The organism is Sphingomonas sp. DC5200-1, from assembly GCF_049897245.1.
Classification (GTDB): domain Bacteria; phylum Pseudomonadota; class Alphaproteobacteria; order Sphingomonadales; family Sphingomonadaceae; genus Sphingomonas; species Sphingomonas aquatilis.
Genome location: NZ_JAFCVW010000008.1, coordinates 111,027 through 132,072, shown reverse-complemented (window position 1 = coordinate 132,072; position 21,046 = coordinate 111,027). Strand labels below are relative to the sequence as shown.

Annotated in this window: 26 protein-coding genes and 1 tRNA gene; 22 read left to right on the top strand and 5 right to left on the bottom strand. The window is 67.9% G+C overall.

Features of this window, described 5'->3' with window-relative positions; genetic code table 11:
• From ACP7A3_RS16670 to ACP7A3_RS16650, 5 genes are all read left to right on the top strand, one after another.
• Entirely contained in the window at positions 1–675 is a 675-nt protein-coding gene (locus ACP7A3_RS16670) for a phosphoribosylanthranilate isomerase (protein WP_426256675.1), read from the top strand.
• A 95-nt stretch (positions 676–770) separates the two neighbouring features.
• Complete coding sequence (gene modA / locus ACP7A3_RS16665; protein ID WP_426256674.1) at positions 771–1,523, top strand: molybdate ABC transporter substrate-binding protein; 753 nt, start codon at positions 771–773, stop codon at positions 1,521–1,523.
• A complete protein-coding gene (gene modB, locus ACP7A3_RS16660) occupies positions 1,523–2,212 on the top strand; it encodes a molybdate ABC transporter permease subunit (RefSeq protein WP_426256673.1) in 690 nt (229 codons plus the stop codon). The genes modA and modB overlap by 1 nt, the downstream gene beginning before the upstream one ends.
• On the top strand, positions 2,202–2,804 hold the full coding sequence (locus ACP7A3_RS16655; protein WP_426256672.1) for an ATP-binding cassette domain-containing protein: 603 nt from the start codon (positions 2,202–2,204) through the stop codon (positions 2,802–2,804). Before modB ends, ACP7A3_RS16655 begins: the two co-directional genes overlap by 11 nt.
• Positions 2,805–2,884: 80 nt before the next feature.
• The gene (locus tag ACP7A3_RS16650; RefSeq protein ID WP_426256671.1) at positions 2,885–5,422 is read left to right on the top strand and encodes a TonB-dependent receptor domain-containing protein; all 2,538 of its coding nucleotides are present in this window, start codon (positions 2,885–2,887) and stop codon (positions 5,420–5,422) included.
• Positions 5,423–5,589: 167 nt separating this feature from the next.
• On the opposite strand, the gene rpsI is transcribed toward ACP7A3_RS16650, so the two are convergent.
• The 3 genes from rpsI to ACP7A3_RS16635 all read right to left on the bottom strand — a co-directional run bounded on the left by rpsI (position 5,590) and on the right by ACP7A3_RS16635 (position 7,820).
• Positions 5,590–6,150 carry a 30S ribosomal protein S9 gene (rpsI, locus tag ACP7A3_RS16645; RefSeq protein ID WP_017977936.1) on the bottom strand — a complete coding sequence of 187 codons (561 nt, stop codon included), beginning with the start codon at positions 6,148–6,150 and terminating at the stop codon, positions 5,590–5,592.
• Entirely contained in the window at positions 6,150–6,629 is a 480-nt protein-coding gene (rplM, locus tag ACP7A3_RS16640; protein ID WP_017977937.1) for a 50S ribosomal protein L13, read from the bottom strand. Before rplM ends, rpsI begins: the two co-directional genes overlap by 1 nt.
• A 144-nt stretch (positions 6,630–6,773) precedes the next feature.
• Positions 6,774–7,820, bottom strand: a complete 1,047-nt coding sequence (locus tag ACP7A3_RS16635; protein ID WP_426256670.1) for a COX15/CtaA family protein — start codon at positions 7,818–7,820, stop codon at positions 6,774–6,776.
• A 320-nt stretch (positions 7,821–8,140) separates the two neighbouring features.
• On the opposite strand from ACP7A3_RS16635, the gene ACP7A3_RS16630 reads away from it, so the two are divergent.
• From ACP7A3_RS16630 to ACP7A3_RS16585, 10 genes are all read left to right on the top strand, one after another.
• A complete protein-coding gene (locus ACP7A3_RS16630) occupies positions 8,141–8,536 on the top strand; it encodes an STAS/SEC14 domain-containing protein (RefSeq protein ID WP_147034936.1) in 396 nt (131 codons plus the stop codon).
• A 386-nt stretch (positions 8,537–8,922) separates the two neighbouring features.
• Positions 8,923–9,594, top strand: a complete 672-nt coding sequence (locus tag ACP7A3_RS16625) for a ZIP family metal transporter (protein WP_426256681.1) — start codon at positions 8,923–8,925, stop codon at positions 9,592–9,594.
• 74 nt (positions 9,595–9,668) lie between these two features.
• Positions 9,669–10,019, top strand: a complete 351-nt coding sequence (locus ACP7A3_RS16620) for a hypothetical protein (protein WP_426256669.1) — start codon at positions 9,669–9,671, stop codon at positions 10,017–10,019.
• A gap of 113 nt (positions 10,020–10,132) precedes the next feature.
• Positions 10,133–10,504: a MerC domain-containing protein gene (locus tag ACP7A3_RS16615; protein ID WP_017977943.1), complete on the top strand. Its 372-nt coding sequence runs from the start codon at positions 10,133–10,135 to the stop codon at positions 10,502–10,504.
• Between the two features lie 41 nt (positions 10,505–10,545).
• Positions 10,546–11,013 (top strand): Fur family transcriptional regulator, encoded by a 468-nt coding sequence (locus tag ACP7A3_RS16610; RefSeq protein ID WP_017977944.1) that lies wholly within the window; start codon positions 10,546–10,548, stop codon positions 11,011–11,013.
• A gap of 54 nt (positions 11,014–11,067) precedes the next feature.
• Entirely contained in the window at positions 11,068–12,993 is a 1,926-nt protein-coding gene (gene dxs / locus ACP7A3_RS16605; RefSeq protein ID WP_426256668.1) for a 1-deoxy-D-xylulose-5-phosphate synthase, read from the top strand.
• A complete protein-coding gene (locus ACP7A3_RS16600) occupies positions 12,990–13,139 on the top strand; it encodes a hypothetical protein (protein WP_167509683.1) in 150 nt (49 codons plus the stop codon). Before dxs ends, ACP7A3_RS16600 begins: the two co-directional genes overlap by 4 nt.
• Positions 13,132–14,205, top strand: coding sequence for a LuxR C-terminal-related transcriptional regulator (locus ACP7A3_RS16595; protein ID WP_426256667.1), 1,074 nt, complete (start codon positions 13,132–13,134; stop codon positions 14,203–14,205). Before ACP7A3_RS16600 ends, ACP7A3_RS16595 begins: the two co-directional genes overlap by 8 nt.
• Before the next feature lie 59 nt (positions 14,206–14,264).
• The gene (locus ACP7A3_RS16590; protein ID WP_294313164.1) at positions 14,265–14,498 is read left to right on the top strand and encodes a hypothetical protein; all 234 of its coding nucleotides are present in this window, start codon (positions 14,265–14,267) and stop codon (positions 14,496–14,498) included.
• A complete protein-coding gene (locus ACP7A3_RS16585) occupies positions 14,495–14,905 on the top strand; it encodes a PIN domain-containing protein (RefSeq protein ID WP_426256666.1) in 411 nt (136 codons plus the stop codon). The genes ACP7A3_RS16590 and ACP7A3_RS16585 overlap by 4 nt, the downstream gene beginning before the upstream one ends.
• Here ACP7A3_RS16585 and ACP7A3_RS16580 read toward each other — a convergent pair whose 3' ends face one another.
• A complete protein-coding gene (locus ACP7A3_RS16580; protein WP_426256665.1) occupies positions 14,906–15,577 on the bottom strand; it encodes an RBBP9/YdeN family alpha/beta hydrolase in 672 nt (223 codons plus the stop codon).
• 394 nt (positions 15,578–15,971) lie between these two features.
• On the opposite strand from ACP7A3_RS16580, the gene ACP7A3_RS16575 reads away from it, so the two are divergent.
• The 5 genes from ACP7A3_RS16575 to ACP7A3_RS16555 all read left to right on the top strand — a co-directional run bounded on the left by ACP7A3_RS16575 (position 15,972) and on the right by ACP7A3_RS16555 (position 19,056).
• Entirely contained in the window at positions 15,972–16,712 is a 741-nt protein-coding gene (locus tag ACP7A3_RS16575) for a TlyA family RNA methyltransferase (RefSeq protein WP_426256664.1), read from the top strand.
• Between the two features lie 114 nt (positions 16,713–16,826).
• Positions 16,827–17,345, top strand: a complete 519-nt coding sequence (locus ACP7A3_RS16570; protein WP_426256680.1) for a TspO/MBR family protein — start codon at positions 16,827–16,829, stop codon at positions 17,343–17,345.
• A gap of 34 nt (positions 17,346–17,379) precedes the next feature.
• The gene (locus tag ACP7A3_RS16565; protein ID WP_043059067.1) at positions 17,380–17,646 is read left to right on the top strand and encodes an accessory factor UbiK family protein; all 267 of its coding nucleotides are present in this window, start codon (positions 17,380–17,382) and stop codon (positions 17,644–17,646) included.
• A gap of 110 nt (positions 17,647–17,756) precedes the next feature.
• Positions 17,757–18,260: a YbjN domain-containing protein gene (locus ACP7A3_RS16560; RefSeq protein ID WP_017977954.1), complete on the top strand. Its 504-nt coding sequence runs from the start codon at positions 17,757–17,759 to the stop codon at positions 18,258–18,260.
• Between the two features lie 4 nt (positions 18,261–18,264).
• Positions 18,265–19,056 (top strand): pyrroline-5-carboxylate reductase family protein, encoded by a 792-nt coding sequence (locus tag ACP7A3_RS16555; RefSeq protein ID WP_426256663.1) that lies wholly within the window; start codon positions 18,265–18,267, stop codon positions 19,054–19,056.
• Positions 19,057–19,093: 37 nt separating this feature from the next.
• Here the strand turns inward: ACP7A3_RS16555 and ACP7A3_RS16550 are convergent, their stop codons facing one another.
• The gene (locus tag ACP7A3_RS16550) at positions 19,094–19,582 is read right to left on the bottom strand and encodes a MarR family transcriptional regulator (RefSeq protein WP_426256662.1); all 489 of its coding nucleotides are present in this window, start codon (positions 19,580–19,582) and stop codon (positions 19,094–19,096) included.
• Between the two features lie 61 nt (positions 19,583–19,643).
• Between ACP7A3_RS16550 and ACP7A3_RS16545 the strand changes: the two genes are divergently transcribed.
• Both ACP7A3_RS16545 and ACP7A3_RS16540 read left to right on the top strand, forming a co-directional pair.
• Positions 19,644–20,750: a branched-chain amino acid aminotransferase gene (locus ACP7A3_RS16545; RefSeq protein ID WP_147034926.1), complete on the top strand. Its 1,107-nt coding sequence runs from the start codon at positions 19,644–19,646 to the stop codon at positions 20,748–20,750.
• A 95-nt stretch (positions 20,751–20,845) separates the two neighbouring features.
• Positions 20,846–20,920, top strand: a tRNA-Gln gene (locus tag ACP7A3_RS16540).
• Positions 20,921–21,046: the final 126 nt, after the last annotated feature.

The window sequence follows — 21,046 nt, the reverse complement described above, 5'->3', positions numbered from 1 at the left end:
GTGTTCCGAACACGCGTAAAGGTGTGCTGCATCGCGTCACGTGACGAAGCGGATATGGCGATCGCCGCCGGGGCGGATGCATTGGGTTTGGTGGCGCGTATGCCATCAGGTCCCGGGCCGATCCCCGATGATCGGATCGCCGACATCACGGCGGCCGCCCTGCCGCCCGTCGCCACGTTCCTGCTGACGTCGGAGACCACGGCGGAGGCGATCGCGGAGCATGTGTCGCGCACGCAGCCGACGACGGTGCAAATCGTATCGCATATCGATGTCGCGGAGTCCCGTACGCTTGCGGACCGGCTTCCCCACGTCCGTCGGGTACAGGTGATCCACGTCGAGGGGCGCGAAGCCCTCGACATGGTGTCCCTGTATTCGCCGTACGTCCACGCATTCCTTCTCGATTCCGGCCGGCCGAATGCGACGATCGCCGAATTGGGCGGCACGGGCAGGGCGCATGACTGGGCGATCAGCGCCGACTTCGTCCGCGCGAGCACGCGTCCGGTCTTTCTGGCCGGCGGCCTGTCCGCGAGCAACGTGGGCGAGGCGATCCGCCAGGTGAGACCATATGGGCTCGACCTGTGCTCAGGCGTGCGGACGGACGGTCATCTCGACGCTGCCAAGCTCGACGCATTCATGCATGCCGTGCGCGCGGCCGACATGGCGATGTCTCGATAGACTGTCGTGCCGTGAGCCGGCAAACGTCGGCAGAATGGCATCGCCTTCCCGGCGCGCGAGGTTTACGAACGGTTGCACGCGTTTAGGGAGCCTGCATGATCCGTCCGTTGCTGTTTTTGGCGTCGCTGCTCGCTGCCGCTCCGGCGATCGCGCAGGCCAAGCCGCCGCTGGTGCTGGCAGCCGCCAGTTTGCAGGAATCGATGACCGCCGCGGCCGACGCCTGGGCGAAGCGAGGCCATCCGCGGCCCGTCATCTCCTTCGCCGCATCGTCCGCATTGGCGCGGCAGGTAGAGGCGGGGGGTGACGCCGACCTGTTCGTATCGGCAGACCAGCAATGGATGGATGCGCTCGCCGCGAAGCGACTGATCGTGCCGGCAAGCCGCGTCACCTTCCTCGGCAACCAGCTGGTGGTGGTCGCTGCGAAGGACAATCCGGTGCGCATCCCGGTGCGTCCACCCGCCGCGCTGGCGCGGGTACTGGGCGCGGGGCCGCTCGCCATGGCGGATGCTCCGGTCCCGGCGGGCCAATATGGCGAGGCGGCGTTGAAATCGCTCGGCGTGTGGAGTGCGGTCGTGCCCAAGGTGGTGCGCGGCGATAGCGTCCGCGCGGCGCTGACATTGGTCGAACGCGGCGCCGCGCCGCTGGGGATCGTTTATGCCACCGATGCCAAGGCGTCGGCCAAGGTGCGGATCGCGGGCGTGTTTCCGGCGAGCAGCCATCCGCCCGTCACCTATCCGATCGCGCGCCTCGCCCGATCGACGAACCCGGAAGGCGAGCGGTTCCGCCGCTTCCTGATCAGCGCGCCGGGCAAGGCGATCTTCCGCCGTTACGGGTTCCTGCCCCGCTGATGCTATCGGCGGAGGAATGGGGGATCGTCGGGCTGAGCCTGCGCGTCGGCGGGGTGGCGGTGGCGGCGATGCTGCCGGTCGCCTTCGCGCTGGCCTGGGCTTTGGCGCGCGGGCGGTTTCCGGGCAAATTGCTGCTCGACGCGATCGTCCACCTGCCGCTGGTGGTGCCGCCGGTGGTGACGGGGTGGCTGCTGCTCATTGCCTTCGGTCCGAACGGCCCCGCCGGCGCGCTGCTCGAGCGCTGGTTTGGGGTCAGCGTGCTGTTTCGCTGGACCGGGGCGGCGATCGCCGCGGGCGTGATGGCGATGCCGCTGATGGTGCGCGCGATGCGGCTGTCGATCGAGGCGGTCGACCTGCGGCTGGAAAGCGCGGCGCGCACGCTGGGGGCGGGGCCTGCCCGTGTGTTCTGGACGCTGACGCTACCGCTCAGCCTGCCTGGCGTGCTGGCGGGCGCGGTGCTCGGTTTCGCGCGCTCGATCGGGGAGTTCGGCGCGACGATCACCTTCGTCTCCAACGTGCCGGGGCAGACGCAGACGCTGCCGCTCGCCATCTATTCGGCCCTTCAGCAACCAGGGGCGGAGGCAAGCGTGTGGCGGCTGTCGGGGATCGCGGTGGCGCTGAGCCTGATCGCGCTGCTGGCGTCCGAATTGCTCACCCGGCGTGTGCGACGGGGGCTGCATGTCCTTTGAAGTGCGCGTCACCAAGACGCTGGGCGACACGCGCGTCGCGATCGATCTGGCGGTGGGGGAAGGGCTGACGGTGCTGTTCGGGCCGTCCGGCATCGGCAAGACTAGTGTGCTCAACATGGTCGCCGGCCTGCTGCGCCCCGACGCAGGCCGGATCGTGGTCGGCGACACGGTGGTGTTCGACGCGGCGGCCGGCATCGACCTGCCGCCTGAGCGGCGGCGGGCGGGCTATGTCTTTCAGGATCCGCGGTTGTTCCCGCACCGCCGGGTGCGCGCGAACCTGCTGTACGGCGCGAAGGACGAGAGCGCCTTTGATGCTACCGTTGCGATGCTGGGCATCGGCCATCTGCTGGGGCGCTGGCCGGGCACGTTGTCGGGCGGGGAGGCGCGGCGGGTGGCGATCGGGCGGGCCCTGCTCAGCAATCCCGCCTTCCTGCTGCTCGACGAACCCTTGTCGTCGCTCGACCGGGCGCGGCGGGGCGAGATCATGGAGGCGATCCTGCGCGTTCGCGATGAGGTTCGCCTGCCGATCCTGATGGTGACGCACGACCCCGACGAAGCGGAGCGGCTGGGCACACGTATCGTCCGCTTCTGACCAATCTTTCACCGCAATTGCCTGCCAGACATCGGGGCGGTCGGGAGCATCGCGGCCGGGCTTTGGGGAGAGAAGCGGTCATGCATGACTCGCGTCTTGGCTGTCTGCGTGTGCTCGCTGGCGTTGCGATGTTGGTTCCGGGTGTCGCCGCAGCGCAGGCGGACGAGGGGAAGACGGGCGACATCGTCATCACCGGCAAGCGACCGCGTGGGTCGGCGATCGGCGATGTGGAGCCGGTTGCGGTCCTCGACGCCGGGCAATTGCGGACGCTCGGCACCAATATCGACGATATCCTGCGTCAATTGAAGCCGCTGACCACATCGGCCAGCGGCGCCGATCCCGTGTTCCTGCTCAACGGGCGCCGCATCTCCGGCTATCAGGAAGTGCAGACGCTGCCGCCCGAGGCGATCGAGCGGACCGAGGTGTTGCCCGAAACGGAGGCGTCGCGCTTCGGCTTTCCGCCGACCGTAAGGCTCGTCAATTTCATCACGAAGCCGCATTTCCGGGCACTGGCCGTGGAGCAGAGCGCGTCGACCACGACCGATGGCGGCGGCAGCGCCGCGACGCTGTCGCTCAGTCCGACGCGGATCGATCGCGACCGGCGCTTCGTCGCGACGATCGAATATCTCCACCAGGACGCGTTGCCCTATGCGCGGCGGCCGACCTTCGCCGATCCCGACAGCCTGTTCGATCCGACCGGCAACGTCACCGGGATCGGCGGGGCCAGCCTGTCGCCGACGCTCGGCGCGCTGGCGGGGCAACGCGTGACGGTGGCGCCCGTGCCGCTCGATCCGGCCCGGCGTGGTCTGTTGTCGGCCTATGCCGCGGCGGCGAACGTGCCACGGCGGTTCGACATGGCGCCGTATGGAGCGCTGCAATCGAACGACGAGGTTAAGATTAACGCGACGCAGGCCGTACCGATCGGCGAGACGGTGACGGCATCGCTCAACCTGTCGATGGACGCCAAGGGCGGGTCGCGACCGGGTGGCCTCGCCACCGCGGTGCTGCGCGTCCCCGGGAGCAACCCGTATTCGCCCTTCGGCACCGACGTCCTGCTGTACCGCAATCTGCCGGAGGCCGGCGTCCTGCGCCAGTCGGGCGGGGGCCTGCAATTGCACGCGGGCGGTACGGTGCAGGGGAGCGTGAAGCGCTGGCTGTGGACCGTCACCGGCAATTACGACCGGGCGCTCACCCGCTTCATGCTCGACCAGGGCATGGATCTGACACGCGTCCAGGCGGCGATCACGGCCGGTGCCGATCCGTTTCGCGGCTTTGCGGCGCAGGACGTCGCGACCCGGTTGACCAGCCGCAGCCGATCCGTCGCGGAGACGCTGTCGAGCAATGCGACGGCGACGGGGCCCGTGGCGCGACTGCCGGCGGGGGAGGCGCGGATGACGCTGACCGCGGATTATGCCCGCACCGGTAGCAACGGCACCTTGGCTGGGAGCGATGGGACCACGCGGAGCCTGACGCGATCGGTGCGGAGCGCGAGCGCCAACGTCGATCTGCCGATCGCATCGCGGGAGCGGGGTGTGCTGGGCGCGATCGGTACGCTGTCGGCCAATGCGACGCTGGGCGTATCATCGGTATCGGACTACGGGAGCCTGCTGTCGCGCTATCTGGGGCTGACCTGGACTCCGGTTTCGCCGGTGCAGGTCACCGCGTCGCTGAACGTGACGCAGAGCGCGCCGGATATTGCGCAATTGACCCAGCCGGTCGTCACGATCACCAACGTCGCCTTCTTCGACTTCGCGACGGGCACCAATGCGCTCGTCACCCTGACGAGTGGCGGCAATGCCGATCTGGCGCCGGAGCGGCGGCGCGTCAGCACAGTGGGGGCGACGTGGAAGCCGATGAAGGCTCGTGAGTTGCGGCTGGCGCTCAACTATATCGAGACGCGGATCGACGATCAGACGGTCAACATCGTCCGGGGCAGCCCGGCGCTGCTCGCGGCGTTTCCGGAACGGTTTCGCCGCGATGCGAACGGCCAATTGCTGACGGCGGACCTGCGGCCGATCAACGTCGCCTTCGAACGGGAGCGCAAGCTGGAGGGGCGGATCAACCTGTGGACGCCGCTGGGCGCCGTGCCCAAGCCCCCTGCCGCGCCGGCCGGCAGCACCGCCCCGCCGCCGCCGCCGCCACGCCAGCGGCCGTCGCTGTACAGCTTCGTCACCGCGACGCTGCGGCTGGACGATCAGGTGAGGCTGCGACCGGGTCAGCCGGTCTTCGACGCGCTGGCTGGCGATGGGGTGAGCAGCGTGCAGGAGCGGTCGCGGTTCGAGGCACAGGGGGCGATCGGCGGTTCGGTGGGGGCGGTGCAGGGCGGCATCTTTGGCCTGTGGAAGGCGCCGACCCGGATCCGCAGCGACATTCCGAGCGCCGACCTGCGCTTTTCGCCGAGGATGTTCTTTTCGCTCTATTCGACGTTCGATGCCGCCAAGCTGGCGCCGAAGGCCGATTGGACGAAGAGGATGACGCTGCAATTTACCGTGCAGAACCTGTTCAACAACCGGGTGCAGGTTCGGGACCGGACCGGGGCGACGCCCTATGCCTTCCAGCCGTCGTTTCTGGACTGGTATGGGCGGATCGTGAAGCTGTCGGTGCGTAAGCTGTTCTGAGGAAAACGAAAAGGCGGTCCGTTGCCGGGCCGCCTTTTCGTTTTTTGGCTTCGGGCCGTGCCGTCACGGAGCAAGTTCGTGACGTCAGACGAAGGCGGTGATGCCGCCTTCGCTGGCCGCCGTGGCGAGTCTTTGGATTGCCGAAACAATCCAAAGCCGCCCGCAGATTAACGCTTCGAGAACTGGAAGCTGCGGCGAGCCTTGGCGCGGCCGTACTTCTTACGCTCGACCGTACGGCTGTCGCGGGTCAGGAAGCCAGCGGCCTTGACCGGCGAGCGCAGGATCGGCTCGTACTTGGTCAGCGCCTGGCTGATGCCGTGCTTGACCGCGCCGGCCTGACCCGAGAGGCCACCGCCCTTGACGGTGCAGACGACGTCATACTGACCTTCGCGCTCGGTGATGCCGAACACCTGGTTGATGACGAGGCGCAGCGTCGGACGCGCGAAATAGACTTCCTGATCGCGACCGTTGATCGTGATCTTGCCCGAACCCGGCTTCAGCCAGACGCGTGCGACGGCGTCCTTACGACGGCCGGTCGCATAGGCGCGGCCGAACTTGTCGAGTTCCTGCTGACGCAGCGGCGTGGTCGGCTGGGTCTGCACCGGCGCGGCGGTTTCGCCCTCGGCACCATTGGCGGCACCGTTGGTCGCCGGAGCGGCGGCGGGAGCCTGGGCCGCCTGCTGGGTCAGCGAGGCGAGGTCGGAAAGGGACTGGCGATTGTCGGTCATTACGCGCCCACCTTGTTCTTGCGGTTCATGCCCGCGATATCGAGAACCTCAGGGTTCTGGGCTTCGTGCGGATGCTCCGAACCCTTGAAGATGCGCAGGTTGCGCATCTGCTCGCGGCCGAGCGGACCACGGGGGATCATACGCTCGACGGCCTTTTCGAGGACGCGCTCCGGGAAGCGGCCTTCGAGGACCTTGGCGGCGGTGATGCCCTTGATGCCGCCGGCATAGCCGGTGTGCTTGTAATAGACCTTCTTCGCCGCCTTGTTCGACGTGAAGCGGATCTTGTCGGCGTTGATGACGATCACATTGTCACCGCAGTCGACGTGCGGGGTGAACGACGTCTTGTGCTTGCCGCGCAGGATGTTGGCGATGATCGACGCGGTACGGCCGACGACGAGGTCGGTGGCGTCGATGATGTGCCACTTCTTTTCCACCTCATGCGGCTTGGCCGACTTGGTGGTCTTCATGAGCGCCTTCATGGGCGAGACCTTTCGGTTTGAAACGAGACACGCCGCCTGTTTCCAAGCGGCGTGGTTGAGCGTGCCAATGCGGGAGGGGCCTGCGAAAGTCAAGCAAACAGCGGGTTTGCTGACGGGTAAAATAATACCACAGGCCGCTGTCGCTCAGGCGAAGCGGCGGTCGCGGCCCCCGATCGCATGCGCGGCAAAGACGGTGGCGATCAGCAACAGCGCGGCATTGCCCTGATGCGCGACGGCGATGTCGATCTGCACGCCGCTCATCAGCGTGGCGATGCCGAGCACGATCTGCAGCGTCACGAGCAGCACGACCCACAGACCCGCCTTCGATCCGCTGCGCGTCGCGCGGATCGCCAGCCAGACAAGCGCGGCGGCGGTGGCGAACGCCCACCAGCGGTGGAAGAACTGGACGACGACGGGATTGTCGATCGCATTGCGCCACGCCGGGTCGACCATCGGCACGCCCGCGGGGAACAGCGCGTCCCCCATCAGCGGCCAACTGGCGAAGGCATAGCCGGCATCGAGTCCGGCGGTGAACGCGCCGTAGACGAGCTGCACAACCAGCACCGCCAGCGCCAGCACCGCGGTGCGCGTCAGCCGTGCTGGCGGGGCCGAGGGATCGCGGTGCAGCGCCATGAGGTCGAGCGCGGTCCAGACGATACCGGCCAGGATGGTCAGCGCGGTGAGCAGATGGACGGCGAGGCGGATGTGGCTGACGTCGGTGCGGACCGACAGGCCCGAGGCGACCATCCACCAGCCGATCGCGCCCTGAAAACCGCCGAGCGCCAGCAATGCGCCGAGGCGCCAGCCATAGCCCGCCGGAATCTGGCGCCGCACCGCGAACCACAGCAGCGGCAGCGCGAAGGCCATGCCGATCAGCCGGCCCCACAGCCGGTGCAGATATTCCCAGAAGAAGATGTGTTTGAACCCGGCGAGCGTCATGTCGCGGTTGAAGGCGGCATATTCGGGGATGCGTTTGTAATTGTCGAATTCGGCCTGCCACTGCGCCTGGTTCAGCGGCGGAATGATGCCGCTGATCGGTTTCCATTGCGTGATCGAGAGGCCGGATTCGGTCAGGCGGGTGATGCCGCCGATCACGACCATCGCGACGATCAGGCCGGCGACGACGAACAGCCATCGCGCCACGCTGCGAGGGCGGGCACGGGAAAGGAAAGCGGCGCTGGGTTGAAGCATGCCGAGGCTCATACGCCTGTTCCCGACCGCCGACCAGCGGCGTCGAAACCGCCAAAACGAGCGTGGAAGTGGACGAAGTGGACGATACGGTGTGTCCCGAAGCCCTCCCATGCGAAGGGGCGGATCGACCGGAGCGGCGAGGGACGTCCTACGACGGAACAGGATGCCGGCAACGAATCGCGCCGGATCGAATCAGTCATATGTCGACTATTCACGCTTTTTCCCAAATAGGACAGCGATATTTTGCGTTCCGATAGGACATGCACGTTCCCGTAACCAAATCGCGATAGACCATGTCCAGGATGGGGCAGGAGTTTTCGATGTTTAACGTAACGGTAGACATCGAACGCGGCTGTTTCGAAAGTACAATCTTCGGCTTTTGGACGCTCGAGACCATCAGTGACTTCCATCGCGCGGTCACCGAAGCGGGGCGTCGTATCCAGGCGACCGGGCGGGCGCCGATCAGCCTGTGCGATTACACCGGTGCGATGACGCAGAGCCAGGAGGTCATCGCCGCGCTGACCAAGATCATGGAGAATCCGATCGTCCGATCGCGGCGGGTGGCCATGTACACGGGCGACGTCATGCCGCGGATGCAGGCGGTCCGCGCGACGCGCAACCGGCCCGAGTTCCGGTTCTTCACTGACAAGGACGAGGCGCGGGCCTGGCTGTTTGCGGACGAGGGTGACGCGTCGCCGCAACCGGTTGCGGCGTAGGCGGGGTGAGGGCGGGGGTGCCACGGGGCATGACGCGCGAATCGATCGAAGCAGGAACTGTACGATAATTCCTCCCCCGCCAGGGGGAGGTGGCGCCGCCGAAGGCGGTGACGGAGGGGGCGGATAGGGACGTCCCTGATAACGAAGCGCTGCCCTGACCTCCCCCTCCGTCATGCCTGCGGCATGCCACCTCCCCCTGGCGGGGGAGGAATTTAAGATGGCATGGGCTACCGATCGCCGGTTCTGCGCCTGCGCGTCCACCACCGACTGGACAAGGCCTCCGACCGAACCTAACGCATGATACATTGTATCATGGAGGTGACGATGCACGATGACGTGCAAATACCGGGCGCGCTGGCGTTCGGGACGACGGGGGCGGCACGGTGATGCTGGTGCCGTATCTGCTGGGGATCGCCGCCGCCGGATCGACCTATGCCGGCGGGCGGCTCGCCATGCGGTTTGGGCGTCGGCAGGACCTGCTGTTCGGCCTGACCGGCGGGATGGTCGTGGGGCTGGCGTTGCTCGATCTGCTGCCCGAGGCGGTGGAGGGCGGCGGGAGCGCGAGCGAATGGGTGTTCGGCGCGGTCGCGATCGGCATGGCGCTGTATATCCTGCTCCACCGGTTGCCAGGAGGGGCGATGGTGGGGCGCGTCAGCCTGGCGCTGCACAGTCTGATGGACGGGCTGGGCATCGGCTTTGCCTTTCAGGTGTCGCAGTCGACCGGTTGGCTGGTGGCGGCGGCCGTGCTGGCGCACGACATGGCGGACGGCGCCAATATGATCGGCCTGTCGTCCACCGCGTGCCGGCCGGAGCGGGCGCACCGCTGGCTGATCGCCAATGCCGCTGCGCCGCTGGCGGGCGTTGCGATCGGGCAGGCGATCCGCATCGACGCGCATCACCTGTCGTTGCTGCTCGCGCTGTTCGCCGGTGGCTTTCTGTACATTGGTGCGTCCGAATTGCTGCCGCGCAGCCGCGGCGGCGCGCGGGGCTATGGCGCGGGACTGGCGAGCATGGCGGGGATCGGCGTGATGGCCTGCGTCACCTATGCGGCGGGGTGACGGCGCCGTGCGGCTTCATTGCCGGTACAGCCGGGGCGGATAGCATCGTGCCGCATCACAGAAAGGACGATGGCATGACGATTCCGGTCGGACGCGGGTGGGCCCCGACGCTGCTGGTGGCTGCCGCATGCGTGCCCGCGCCGCTGCCGGCCCGGCCGTTGGCGAACGGCGCGACCGCCCCATCGACGTTCATCGTGTCGTGCGACTGCGCGACGTCCGCGAAGCGGGCGAGGGTGCAGCGCAGGATCGAGCGCGCGGGCGGCAGGATCCTGTATGCCTACGCGACCATCGGCGGATTCGCGGTGACGGCCCGACGCCAACAGGACGGCGCGGCGTTACGGCGACGGTTGGAGCACGTTGCGGGAATCCAGTCGGTACAGCCCGATAGCGTGATCCGGCTCGCCCCGCCCGGCGCGCCGCAGTGACGGCGTTGCTCGTCGCCGTAAAATTCGGAGATGTAATGTTGTAACGCAGCGCGGCTGCGCCTAGATGGTCGGCTCGGATGGACCATAGGACTCACTCCCATACGACCTCGGTCGTGCGCAGCTTCGGCTGGGCGGGGCTCGATCGCGCGGCGATCGCGTTGTCGGGGCTGTGCGTCGTGCATTGCATCGCGAGTGCGGTGCTGCTCGCTATGCTGTCCGCGGCGGGCGGGCTGCTGCTCAATCCGCTGTTCCATGAGATCGGTCTCAGCATCGCGATCCTGCTCGGCGCGGTGGCGCTGGGGCGGGGGGTGATGGAGCATGGCTATATCATGCCCGCCGCAATGGGTTCGTTCGGTCTGGGGATCATGGCGGGCGCGATGAGCCTGCCGCATGAGGGCGGCCATGGCGCGGAAACGCTGTGGACCGTGATCGGCGTCGGCCTGCTCGCCTTCGGCCACGACCTGAACCGCCGCGCCGGGCACTGACGCCGCTTGCCGCGCGGGCGAGCGCACCTTATTTCAGCAGCATGGCCAGCCACGCGCATCACGATCACCACGAGCCGCAAGGCGACGACCTGATGAAGGCCGCGCAGACGACGCTGGAAAAAGCGGGCGAGCAATGGACGCCGATGCGCGCCAGCGTGTTCGCGGCGCTCGCGGCGTTCGACAAGCCGGCCAGCGCCTATGACATTGCCGACGCGCTGTCGCAGCGCGAGGGGCGGCGGGTGGCCGCCAACAGCATCTATCGCATCCTCGACGTGTTCGTCGCCGCGAACCTGTCGCGAAAGGTCGAAAGCTCCAACGCTTACGTCGCCAACGCGCATCCCGATTGCCTGCACGACTGCATCTTTCTGGTGTGCGATTCCTGTGGACGAACCGTGCATCTGGACGACGACAGCGTCACCCGCGGGGTGCGGTCTGCCGCGCAAGCTGCTGGATTCACACCGGTTCGTCCCGTGATCGAGGTGCGGGGGCGCTGCGCCGACTGCGACTGAGCCCGGTTCGCGCTGCCAATCGACAGCCGATGGCGAAGCGCGTAGACGGGTGGGATGGCCGAACTCCCTGAGACTCCGCTGCTCGATACCGTCAACACCCCGGAAGAGCTGCGAAAATTGAAGCCCGAGCAGCTGCGCCAACTGGCGGACGAGCTGCGGCAGGAGACGATCTCCGCCGTCGGGACGACCGGTGGCCACCTCGGCTCGGGGCTGGGCGTGGTCGAGCTGACCACCGCGATCCACTATGTTTTCGACACGCCGCGCGACCGGCTCGTCTGGGACGTCGGGCACCAATGCTATCCGCACAAGATCCTGACCGGGCGGCGCGACCGCATCCGCACGTTGCGCCAGGGGGGCGGCCTCAGCGGCTTCACCAAGCGCAGTGAGAGCGAATACGATCCGTTCGGCGCGGCGCATTCGTCGACCTCGATCTCGGCGGCGCTGGGCTTTGCGGTGGCGAACAAGCTGGCCGGCACGCCCGGGCGCGGCATCGCGGTGATCGGCGATGGGTCGATGTCCGCCGGCATGGCGTACGAGGCGATGAACAACGCCGAACAGGCGGGCAACCGGCTGGTCGTGATCCTGAACGACAATGATATGTCGATCGCGCCGCCGGTGGGCGGGCTGTCGGCGTATCTGTCGCGCATCGTGTCGAGCCGCGAATTTCTGGGCGTGCGCGACATCCTGAAGCGCTTCGCCCGCCGCCTGCCGCGGCCGTTCCATCATGCCGCGCGCAAGACCGACGAATTCGCCCGCGGCATGACGATGGGCGGGACGCTGTTCGAAGAGCTGGGCTTCTATTACGTCGGGCCGATCGACGGGCATAACCTCGACCATCTGATCCCGGTCCTTGAGAACGTCCGCGATGCCGAGGAAGGGCCGATCCTGGTCCATGTCGTGACCAAGAAGGGCAAGGGCTATGCCCCCGCCGAGGCCGCGGCGGACAAGTATCACGGCGTGCAGAAGTTCGACGTCATCACCGGTGCGCAGGCCAAGGCGCCGCCGGGGCCGCCGCAGTATCAGAACGTGTTCGGCGACCAGCTGGTGAAGGAAGGGCAGCGCGATCCGACGATCGTCGCGATCACCGCGGCGATGCCGTCGGGCACCGGCGTCGATCGCTTCGCCAAGGCGTTTCCGGATCGCGCGTTCGACGTGGGGATCGCGGAACAGCATGCCGTCACCTTTGCGGCGGGGCTCGCGGCGCAGGGCATGCGGCCGTTCTGCGCGATCTATTCGACCTTCCTGCAGCGCGCCTACGACCAGGTGGTGCATGACGTGGCGATCCAGAATCTGCCAGTGCGCTTCGCGATTGATCGCGCGGGGCTGGTCGGTGCCGATGGCGCGACGCATGCCGGGTCGTTCGACGTCACCTATCTGGCGACTTTGCCCAATTTCGTCTTGATGGCGGCGGCGGATGAGGCGGAGCTGGTGCATATGACGCACACCGCCGCGCTGCACGACAGCGGGCCGATCGCGGTGCGCTATCCGCGCGGGGCCGGCGTCGGCGTCGATCTGCCGCAGGTGCCGGAGCGGCTGGAGATCGGCAAGGGCCGTATCGTGCGCGAGGGCAAGACGGTCGCGATCCTGTCGCTCGGCACCCGGCTGGAGGAGGCGCTGAAGGCCGCCGACACGCTGGAGGCGAAGGGGCTGTCGACCACGGTCGCCGACCTGCGCTTCGCCAAGCCGCTGGACGAGGCGCTGATCCGCCGCCTGCTCACCACGCATGAGGTCGCGGTGACGATCGAGGAGAATGCGGTCGGCGGCTTCGGCGCGCACGTGCTGACGCTGGCGAGCGACGAGGGGTTGATCGACGGCGGGCTGAAGCTGCGCACGATGCGCTTGCCCGACACGTTCCAGGATCAGGACAAGCCCGAGAAGCAATATGCCGAGGCGGGGCTCGACGCCGACCATATCGTTAGCACGGTGCTGACCGCGCTGCGCCATAACAGCGCGGGCGTGCACGAGGGCGCGCGCGCGTGAGCGGACCGCTGAAGGCCGCGATCATCATCGGCTTGGCGGTCGTGGTGCTGATCGCGGTCAACGTGCGCATGTACCGCGCGATGAAGGCGGCGACGGCGAAGGGCCGGGCGCTGGAGGCGGACCCGCGCGAGGACCGCGGTGTCTGAGTCGGGCCGCTTCGCCTCATTGACGGAGGCGGAACGGCAGATTCTGGCGCTGCTAGCGGCGGGGCATACCGTCAAGACGGCCGCGGCGGCGCTGGGCCTCAGCGTCCACGGGGTGAACGAGCGGCTGCGCGAGGCGCGGCGCAAGACGGGCGCGGGCAGCAGCCGCGATCTCGCCCGCGCGCTGGCCGCCCAAGAAAATTGTGACGCAAAAATTGGGGTGGCCCCTGCCGCCGCCGTGCCGCCAGAGGCCGTGCCGGACCTGCCGCAGCGTGCGGCGGGCACGACACGGAAAGGGGTGCGTCCGATGGTATTGGAAATCGGCATAGCGGCGGCGGCAGTGCTGCTGGGCGGCATCGGCTGGCAGCAGGAGCGGGGGCAGACGGCGGATCCGTTGCTCGGCTCTCTGGTGGTGGATAAGCCCCATGACGCGGCGGCACTGCATGCGAAGGTGCGCCGGGAAGCGCGTGACGCCGGCTGGGCCGCGCCGGCGGAAACGCGGCTGATGAACCGGTTCGGCAGGATCAACGGGATCAACAGCCTGCGCGTCCTGTGCGCGACGGATCTGTGCGAGGTGGCCGGGCGGATCGCACCGGGCGACACCGCCAATGCGGCGCTGCTGGAGGTGCAGCAGGTCACCCTTTTCGGCGTGCGGACGCTGGGATTTTCCAGCGAATCGAGCTTTTCGGTGGGTGGGGACGACACGGGGCAGGGGGCTGCGTTCGTCGCCTATCTCTACCGGCGCGCCGCCGACGTACCCTATGTGGTGACGACGACGCCGGCGATGCACGCGACGATCGCGCCGGGGCCGTTCACGCTCGGCGTCACCTTCGATCGACCGATGCAGCCGGGGGACTTTTCGTTCGTGACGTCCGACCGCGGCGCCTATCCTCAATGCGACGGCACGCCGCGCCGGTCGGCGGATGGGCGCAGCTTTACGATGCAATGTACTGCGGTGGCCGGACAGGCCTATGCGGTGGGCTTCAACAGCGCACACTATCGCAACTTCAAGAGCCTGGACGGGGTGCCGGCGGAGCCGTCTCTGCTGACGTTCGAGGCGAAGCGCTGACGGTGGAGGCCACGACCGGCCGCTCGCACGGCGGCCGGTTTCGTGGTATGTGAAGAACCATGAAGCTCGAGAAGACTGCAGACGGATATGTGGTGCAGGTGCCCGACGATGTCGTCGCGGCGCTGGGGCTGCATGAGGGCGACCAGGTAAAGGTCGCCAAATCCAATCCGATTACCATTCCTGTGACGGAGGAACAGCGGCGGTGGGCGATGGACACGATCCGCGAGTTGCGCGGCACCAACCCGCTCCCGCCCGGGTATAAGTTCGATCGGGAGGAAGCGAACGCGCGGTGACCCGCGCCTTCTTCGATACGAATATTCTCGTCTACACCTTCGACGAGGACGCGCGGGGCGCCGTTGCATCGCGATTGCTGGACGATGGCGGCGCGATCAGCGTGCAGTCGCTGAACGAACTGGCCAATGTTCTGCTGCGCAAACGGCGATGGACCTGGGAGCAGATCACCCGCGCGACACAGGCCGTGACGTTTCGCTGCCCGGCGGTCATCACGCTGACGCCAGACCTCCACCACCTCGGCCTGCGCCTCGCCGAACGCTATCGCCTGTCGGTCTATGATGCGATGATCGCCGCGGCGGCGCTGACGGCGGAGTGCGATACGCTCTATTCCGAGGATATGCACGACGGCCTCGTCATCGACGGGCGCGTCCAGATCGTGAATCCGTTTGCGCCCGTCGCGGGATAGCTATCGGCCGAGATAGTGCGTCTGCGCGGCGTCGGTCGCGTTGATCGCCAGGATCGAGCGGGCGTCGCCGGGGGAGCGGGCGTGGCCGTGCCCGTCGGTGCCGGCGGCGATCACGCGGTCGAGCAGTTCCTGTCCTTCGCGCCACCAGCCGACCCCGCTCGCGGCGTTGAGATGGCCCTGCGGCCCGGCATCGACGAAATGACTGCCCCATTGCGCCGCGAGGCTGTGCGCGCGGTCGATGGTGATCCACGGATCGTCACTCGATGCGACGACGATCGAGGGGAAGGGCAAGGGCGTCTTCGGCGTCGGCGCGAAGCCGCGCAATTCGTCGGGCGCGTTCGGGCGGTCGACGTCCGCAGGCGCGACGAGCAGCGCGCCGGCCACCGGCCAGCCATAGGGTTGCGGCGACAATTCCGCCCACCACGCCACCGCGAGGCAGCCGAGGCTGTGCGCGGCGAGGATGACGGGGGCTTCGGCGCGGGCGATCGCCTGGTCGAGCTTCGTCACCCAGGCGTTGCGATGCGGCGTGTGCCACATGCCGAGCTCGACGCGGACGGTATCGGGCCGCGCCTCCTCCCACAAGGTCTGCCAGTGCGCAGGCCCGGAGCCGCCGAGGCCGGGCACGGTCAGGATGGTCGGCAAGGTCGCGTCGTAATGGGAAAATCCGGTCATGCTGCATCTCCCTCCAGTGGGGGACAGCGGGGCCGGCCGGCGTATCGGGACACGCCGTACGGTCATGCTTCCCGACAGGCAAGGTAATCCTACTATTCCTGTAGGCAATAGTGTCGCGGCTGATGGAGGGCGGGATGCGACGGGTGGAGCGCGAGGGGGCTCCGCGTGCCCCGGGGGCCGTCATTCCCGCGTAGGCGGGAATCCATACCCTCTGACGTTCGCGATAGAGCCGGGATGGTAGCGCGTCTGGATTCCCGCCTTCGCGGGAATGACGGGTGGGGACGGGGTGGGCGACTGCCCATGAATGACGGGGGGCGGGCGGTATGGGGGGGCGGGAGTGTCCTCGCACAGCAGGGGGCGTGACGCCGGGCGGTGCTCTCGCTACGGAGCCGTGATGGCGAAAATCCGTGCCGACCAGTTGCTCGTGGACCGCGGGCTCGCCGAATCGAAGACGCGGGCGCAGGCGCTGATCATGGCCGGCCTCGTGTTCGTCGACACGCGCAAGGTCGACAAGCCGGGGCAGGCACTGCCCGCGGATGCGCCGATCGAGGTGCGTGGGCGCGATCATCCCTGGGTGTCGCGCGGCGGGATCAAGCTGGCGCACGGCTTGGATCATGTCGGGTGGGACGTGACCGGCGCGGTGGCGATCGACGTGGGATCGTCGACGGGTGGCTTCACCGACGTGCTGCTGACCCGTGGCGCGGCGCGCGTCTATGCGGTCGACAGCGGCACCAACCAGCTCGCGTGGAAGCTGCGCCAGGACCCGCGCGTGATCGTCCACGAACAGACCAGCGCGCGCATCCTGACCGACGCGCATATCCCCGAGCCAGTCGACCTGATCGTGTGCGATGCGAGCTTCATCGGCCTGTCCAAGGTGCTGGAACGGCCGATGACCTTCGCGCGTGCAGGCGCCCGCCTGCTCGCCCTCATCAAGCCCCAGTTCGAAGCGGGGCGCGAGGAGGTGGGCAAGGGCGGCGTGGTGCGCGATCCCGCCGTGCATGCGCGGGTGTGCGACGACGTGGTCGCCTGGCTGCAGGCGAGCGGCTGGAGTGTCGCGGGCGTCACCGAAAGCCCGATCACCGGGCCCGAGGGCAATATCGAATTTCTGGTCGCGGCATCCCGAAACGGGCCATGACGGAACGATAATCGTAACGGACGCTTTACGAACGGGCCGTCACGCGACAAGGGGCGCGAAAGGCATGCGGAGGAAGCGTCGGTGAGCGGGATTGCGTCCAAGGGTCAGCTGCGAATGTCGTTCCTGCGCTGGGCGATCGTGACCGTGCCGCTGATCCTGCTGCTGGGCTTCGCCTCGGGCCGCGCGGTGCCGGCGGGGTCGGAGAACAGCTGGTACGCCGCGCTGCAAAAGCCCGAGCTGACGCCGCCGGGCTGGGTGTTTCCGGTCGCCTGGACGTCGCTGTACATCCTGCTGGGCCTGGCGGTCGCGCTGATCCTGCATGCGCGCGGCGCCCGTGGCCGGGGGCTGGCGCTGGCGGTGTTCGCGGTGCAGTTCGCCCTCAATCTCGCCTGGACGCCGCTGTTCTTCGGCGCGCATCGTATCGGCGCGGCGCTGGTCGTGATCGTCGCGATGCTGCTGCTGTCGATCGTCACGACGGTACTGTTCGGGCGGATTCGTACCGCTGCGGCGTGGCTGATGGTGCCCTATATGGTGTGGATCAGCTTTGCGGGCGTGCTGACCTGGCGGATCGGCCAGCTCAACCCCGGTGCGGAAACCCTTGTGCCGGGGGCGCACACGTCCCAGATGCTGTGACGATACGCACGCTTATGTGCCGGGAACCGAAGATATGCAGTCCGACAACCGCCTGTTCGATGATTTCGTGAAGCTGATGAACGGCGCCGCCGGTACGCTCGCCGGCGTGGGGCGCGAGGCGGAATCGGGCGCGCGCGCCCGGATGCGCGAATGGATCGGCGGGCTCGACTTTGTCAGCCGCGACGAGTTCGAGGTGGTGAAGGCAATGGCCGTCGCCGCCCGCGACGAGAATGACGCGCTGAAGGCCCGGATCGATGCGCTGGAGGCGAAGCTTGCCACCAGTGCGGCACCGGTTGCCTGATTGGGGCGCCTGACCCACTTTTCCACAGCTTTATCGACAGGCTTGTCCACGACGGGGTTGCATGGGGCTTTTTGCCTCGGCAGCCTCGTCGTGCGATAAGGGGCACGATAATGCTCGATTCCGCTGAACACGATACCGATCCCGCCGCCCCCATCGACATGCTCGAGGCTTATTACGCCGCGCATGGCTGGGAGCATGAGCGGCATGACGACGAGATCGTCGCGACGGTCAAGGGCAGCTGGACCACGTACGAATTGCGCGCGCTGTGGCGTGAGGACGACAGCGTCCTGCAATTCCTAGCCTTCCCCGACATCAAGGTGACCGACGATCGGCGTGGCGGCGTCTATGAGGCGATCGGGCTGGTCAACGAACAATTGTGGATCGGCCATTTCGAGCTTTGGTCGTCCTCTGGCGTGTTGCTGTATCGGCATGCGGCGATGATCGACGGCGAGGACGAGGGCACGATGTCGCTGGGTGCGGCCGAGCTGCTGGTCGAATCGGCGATCGAGGAGTGCGAGCGCTTCTACCCGGTGTTCCAGTTCGTCCTGTGGGGCGGCAAGACCCCGCGCGAGGCGCTGGCCGCCGCGCTGATCGAGACGCAGGGCGAGGCCTGAGGCGGTGAAGCTGCTGATGATCGGCGCCGGCAATATGGGCGGCGCGATGCTGCGCCGCTGGCTCGCGGCCGGCATGGACGCGCGCGACGCCACCGTCGTCAGCCCCAGCGGCCGTGCGATGCCCGAGGGCGTCCGCGTCGTGCCCGCGGTGCCGGCGGCGGAGGAGGGGGCGTATGACGTCATCCTGCTGGGGCTGAAGCCGCAACAGCTGCGCAGCCTGTCGGGCGGTGCGATCACGGGCCATGCGCCGCGGCTGCTCGTGTCGATCCTCGCCGGGGTCGAAGAAGCGACGCTCGCGCCGCTGTGCCGCGCCGGGGCGGTGGTGCGCGCGATGCCGAACCTGCCCGTCGCGATCGGCAAGGGCGTGGTGGCGCTCCATTCCTCCACCGCGGACGCCAGCGTGCGCGACGAGGTGACCGCGTGGATGCGGCCGCTGGGCCATGTCGAATGGATCGCGGACGAAGCGCGGTTCGACGACGTGACCGCGCTGGCCGGCTGCGGGCCGGGCTTCGTGTTCCGCTTCGCCGATGCGCTCGCGCAGGCGGGGGCGGCGCTGGGGGTGCCGGCGGATCAGGCTGCGCGGCTGGCGCTCGCGACGCTGGAGGGCGCCGCGGTCATGGCGGCCGACGCCGATGCTCCGCCCGCGACGCTCGCCGATCGCGTGGCGAGTCCCGGCGGATCGACGCGCCAGGGACTGAACGTGCTCGACCGTGCCGACGGGCTGGTCGCGCTGTTGACCGATACGCTGGCCGCCTCGGCGCGCCGGAACCGCGAGATGGCGGCCGAAACGCGCTGAGCCGTCGACGGGCGAGCCCGGGGCGACGGCCTGTGGGTTAGAGCCCCAGCTTCTGTACGTTGGCGCGCTCGGCTTCGGGGATCATGCCCTCCAGCACTGCCCAATAGCCCGACACCGCTTCCTGGCCGGCAGCCTGATAGGCCTGCGCCATCTTGATCCGCACCGCCTCGAACAGGTCGCTTTCGAGCTGCGCGCCCTCCGTGGTCAGCCGCAGCAGCCGCTGGCGGCGGTCGCGTTCGCCGGGCCGGGCGGTGACGAGCTTGCGGTCGCTCAGCTCGTTGAGTACGCGACCCAGCGATTGCTTGGTGATCGCCAGCATCGCCAGCAGCTCGCTGACCGTCAGATCGGGCTTGCGGGCGATGAAATACAAGGCACGGTGGTGCGCGCGGCCCAATCCCTGGGCGGCAAGCCCCTGGTCGATGGAGCGCGTGAGATGGCTATGGCCGAAATACAGCAGTTCCATGCCACGACGGAGTTCGGGTTCACGCAGGAATTGCGCGGATGCGGAGGACACTGGGGCAGCCATATTGACCGGTTTAGCCACCGTCCCTACGCGTCTGCAACCCCTGATGTCTGAGAGAAATCAAATGAATGCGCCTTCGACGGCCGGGTCGGCCGCTTTTCGCTTCGATCCCAGCACCACGCCGGTGGACGCCAACGAGCGCGCGGCGCGGCTGGTCGATCCGGGGTTCGGCCGCGTGTTTACCGACCATATGGCGGTGATCCGCTACACCGAGGGGCAGGGCTGGCACGACGCCGTCATCACCGCGCGCGCGCCGGTGACGGTCGATCCCTCCACCGCGGTGCTGCATTATGCGCAGGAGATTTTCGAAGGGCTGAAGGCCTATCGCCTGGATGACGGCGGCATGGCTCTGTTCCGTCCCGACGCGAACGCGCGCCGCTTCAACAACAGCGCGCGCCGCCTCGCCATGCCCGAACTGCCCGAAGAGCTGTTCCTCGAATCGTGCCGCCAATTGGTCCGTACCGAGCGCGACTGGTTCCCCCAGATCGACGGCGGCGCGCTGTACCTGCGCCCCTTCATGTATGCGAGCGAGGCGTTCCTGGGCGTGAAGCCGTCCGCCGAATATCTCTACATGGTCATCGCATCCTCGGTCGGCGCCTATTGGAAGGGCGGGGCGCGCGCGGTGTCGATCTGGGTCAGCCAGAATTACACGCGCGCCGCGCCCGGCGGCACCGGCGAGGCGAAGTGCGGCGGCAATTACGCCGCCAGCCTCGCCGCGCAGTCGGAAGCGATCGCGCAAGGGTGCGACCAGGTCGTGTTCCTCGACGCGGTCGAGCGCCGCTGGGTCGAGGAACTGGGCGGCATGAACGTCTTCTTCGTGTTCGACGACGGATCGATGGTGACGCCGCCGCTGACCGGCACGATCCTGCCCGGCATCACCCGCGATTCCATCATCCGCATCGCCCGCGACCAGGGTCTGACGGTGCGCGAAGAGCCCTATGGCATCGACCAGTGGCGCGCCGACGCCGCGAGCGGCCGCCTGACCGAAGCCTTTGCCTGCGGCACCGCCGCCGTCGTCACCCCGATCGGCCAGGTGGTGGAGGCGACCGGCCGCTTCACCATCGGTAGCGGCGGCACCGGCCAGCTGACGCAGCGCATGCTCGACGCGCTGTCGGCGATCCAGCGCGGCCGCGCCGCCGACCCGCACGGCTGGCTCGAACGACTGGATTGAGGACGCGCGGCCGGGTTTTCGTGGTTCCCATGCGAAAACCCGGCGCGTTGGGGCTTTTCACACGCCGCCCGCCGGCTATAAGGCGCGCCTCCCGGTGGGGCGTCGCCAAGCGGTAAGGCAACGGTTTTTGGTACCGTCATACGCAGGTTCGAATCCTGCCGCCCCAGCCATCTGCCTGAAATCCCAGCCAATTGGCTGCTAAGTGTTTGAAGACGCTGGCTGACTATCAGGGTCGGCCGTTGGCACCTGCACAATTGTGCATCGGATTGTACCAATGCGCTGGCCGGGAAGGCCGC

Bases quoted from the DNA above. Each gene is read 5' to 3' on its own strand.
- ACP7A3_RS16620 (WP_426256669.1), top strand. From the start codon at position 9,669: ATGACGATTCCGGTCGGACGCGGGTGGGCCCCGACGCTGCTGGTGGCT.
- rpsI (WP_017977936.1), bottom strand. From the start codon at position 6,150: ATGACCGACAATCGCCAGTCCCTTTCCGACCTCGCCTCGCTGACCCAG.
- ACP7A3_RS16630 (WP_147034936.1), top strand. From the start codon at position 8,141: ATGTTTAACGTAACGGTAGACATCGAACGCGGCTGTTTCGAAAGTACA.
- rplM (WP_017977937.1), bottom strand. From the start codon at position 6,629: ATGAAGGCGCTCATGAAGACCACCAAGTCGGCCAAGCCGCATGAGGTG.
- ACP7A3_RS16610 (WP_017977944.1), top strand. From the start codon at position 10,546: ATGGCCAGCCACGCGCATCACGATCACCACGAGCCGCAAGGCGACGAC.
- ACP7A3_RS16655 (WP_426256672.1), top strand. From the start codon at position 2,202: ATGTCCTTTGAAGTGCGCGTCACCAAGACGCTGGGCGACACGCGCGTC.
- dxs (WP_426256668.1), top strand. From the start codon at position 11,068: ATGGCCGAACTCCCTGAGACTCCGCTGCTCGATACCGTCAACACCCCG.
- ACP7A3_RS16635 (WP_426256670.1), bottom strand. From the start codon at position 7,820: ATGCTTCAACCCAGCGCCGCTTTCCTTTCCCGTGCCCGCCCTCGCAGC.
- ACP7A3_RS16590 (WP_294313164.1), top strand. From the start codon at position 14,265: ATGAAGCTCGAGAAGACTGCAGACGGATATGTGGTGCAGGTGCCCGAC.
- modA (WP_426256674.1), top strand. From the start codon at position 771: ATGATCCGTCCGTTGCTGTTTTTGGCGTCGCTGCTCGCTGCCGCTCCG.
- modB (WP_426256673.1), top strand. From the start codon at position 1,523: ATGCTATCGGCGGAGGAATGGGGGATCGTCGGGCTGAGCCTGCGCGTC.
- ACP7A3_RS16560 (WP_017977954.1), top strand. From the start codon at position 17,757: ATGCTCGATTCCGCTGAACACGATACCGATCCCGCCGCCCCCATCGAC.
- ACP7A3_RS16545 (WP_147034926.1), top strand. From the start codon at position 19,644: ATGAATGCGCCTTCGACGGCCGGGTCGGCCGCTTTTCGCTTCGATCCC.
- ACP7A3_RS16580 (WP_426256665.1), bottom strand. From the start codon at position 15,577: ATGACCGGATTTTCCCATTACGACGCGACCTTGCCGACCATCCTGACC.
- ACP7A3_RS16625 (WP_426256681.1), top strand. From the start codon at position 8,923: ATGCTGGTGCCGTATCTGCTGGGGATCGCCGCCGCCGGATCGACCTAT.
- ACP7A3_RS16575 (WP_426256664.1), top strand. From the start codon at position 15,972: ATGGCGAAAATCCGTGCCGACCAGTTGCTCGTGGACCGCGGGCTCGCC.
- ACP7A3_RS16550 (WP_426256662.1), bottom strand. From the start codon at position 19,582: ATGGCTGCCCCAGTGTCCTCCGCATCCGCGCAATTCCTGCGTGAACCC.
- ACP7A3_RS16565 (WP_043059067.1), top strand. From the start codon at position 17,380: ATGCAGTCCGACAACCGCCTGTTCGATGATTTCGTGAAGCTGATGAAC.
- ACP7A3_RS16650 (WP_426256671.1), top strand. From the start codon at position 2,885: ATGCATGACTCGCGTCTTGGCTGTCTGCGTGTGCTCGCTGGCGTTGCG.
- ACP7A3_RS16570 (WP_426256680.1), top strand. From the start codon at position 16,827: ATGTCGTTCCTGCGCTGGGCGATCGTGACCGTGCCGCTGATCCTGCTG.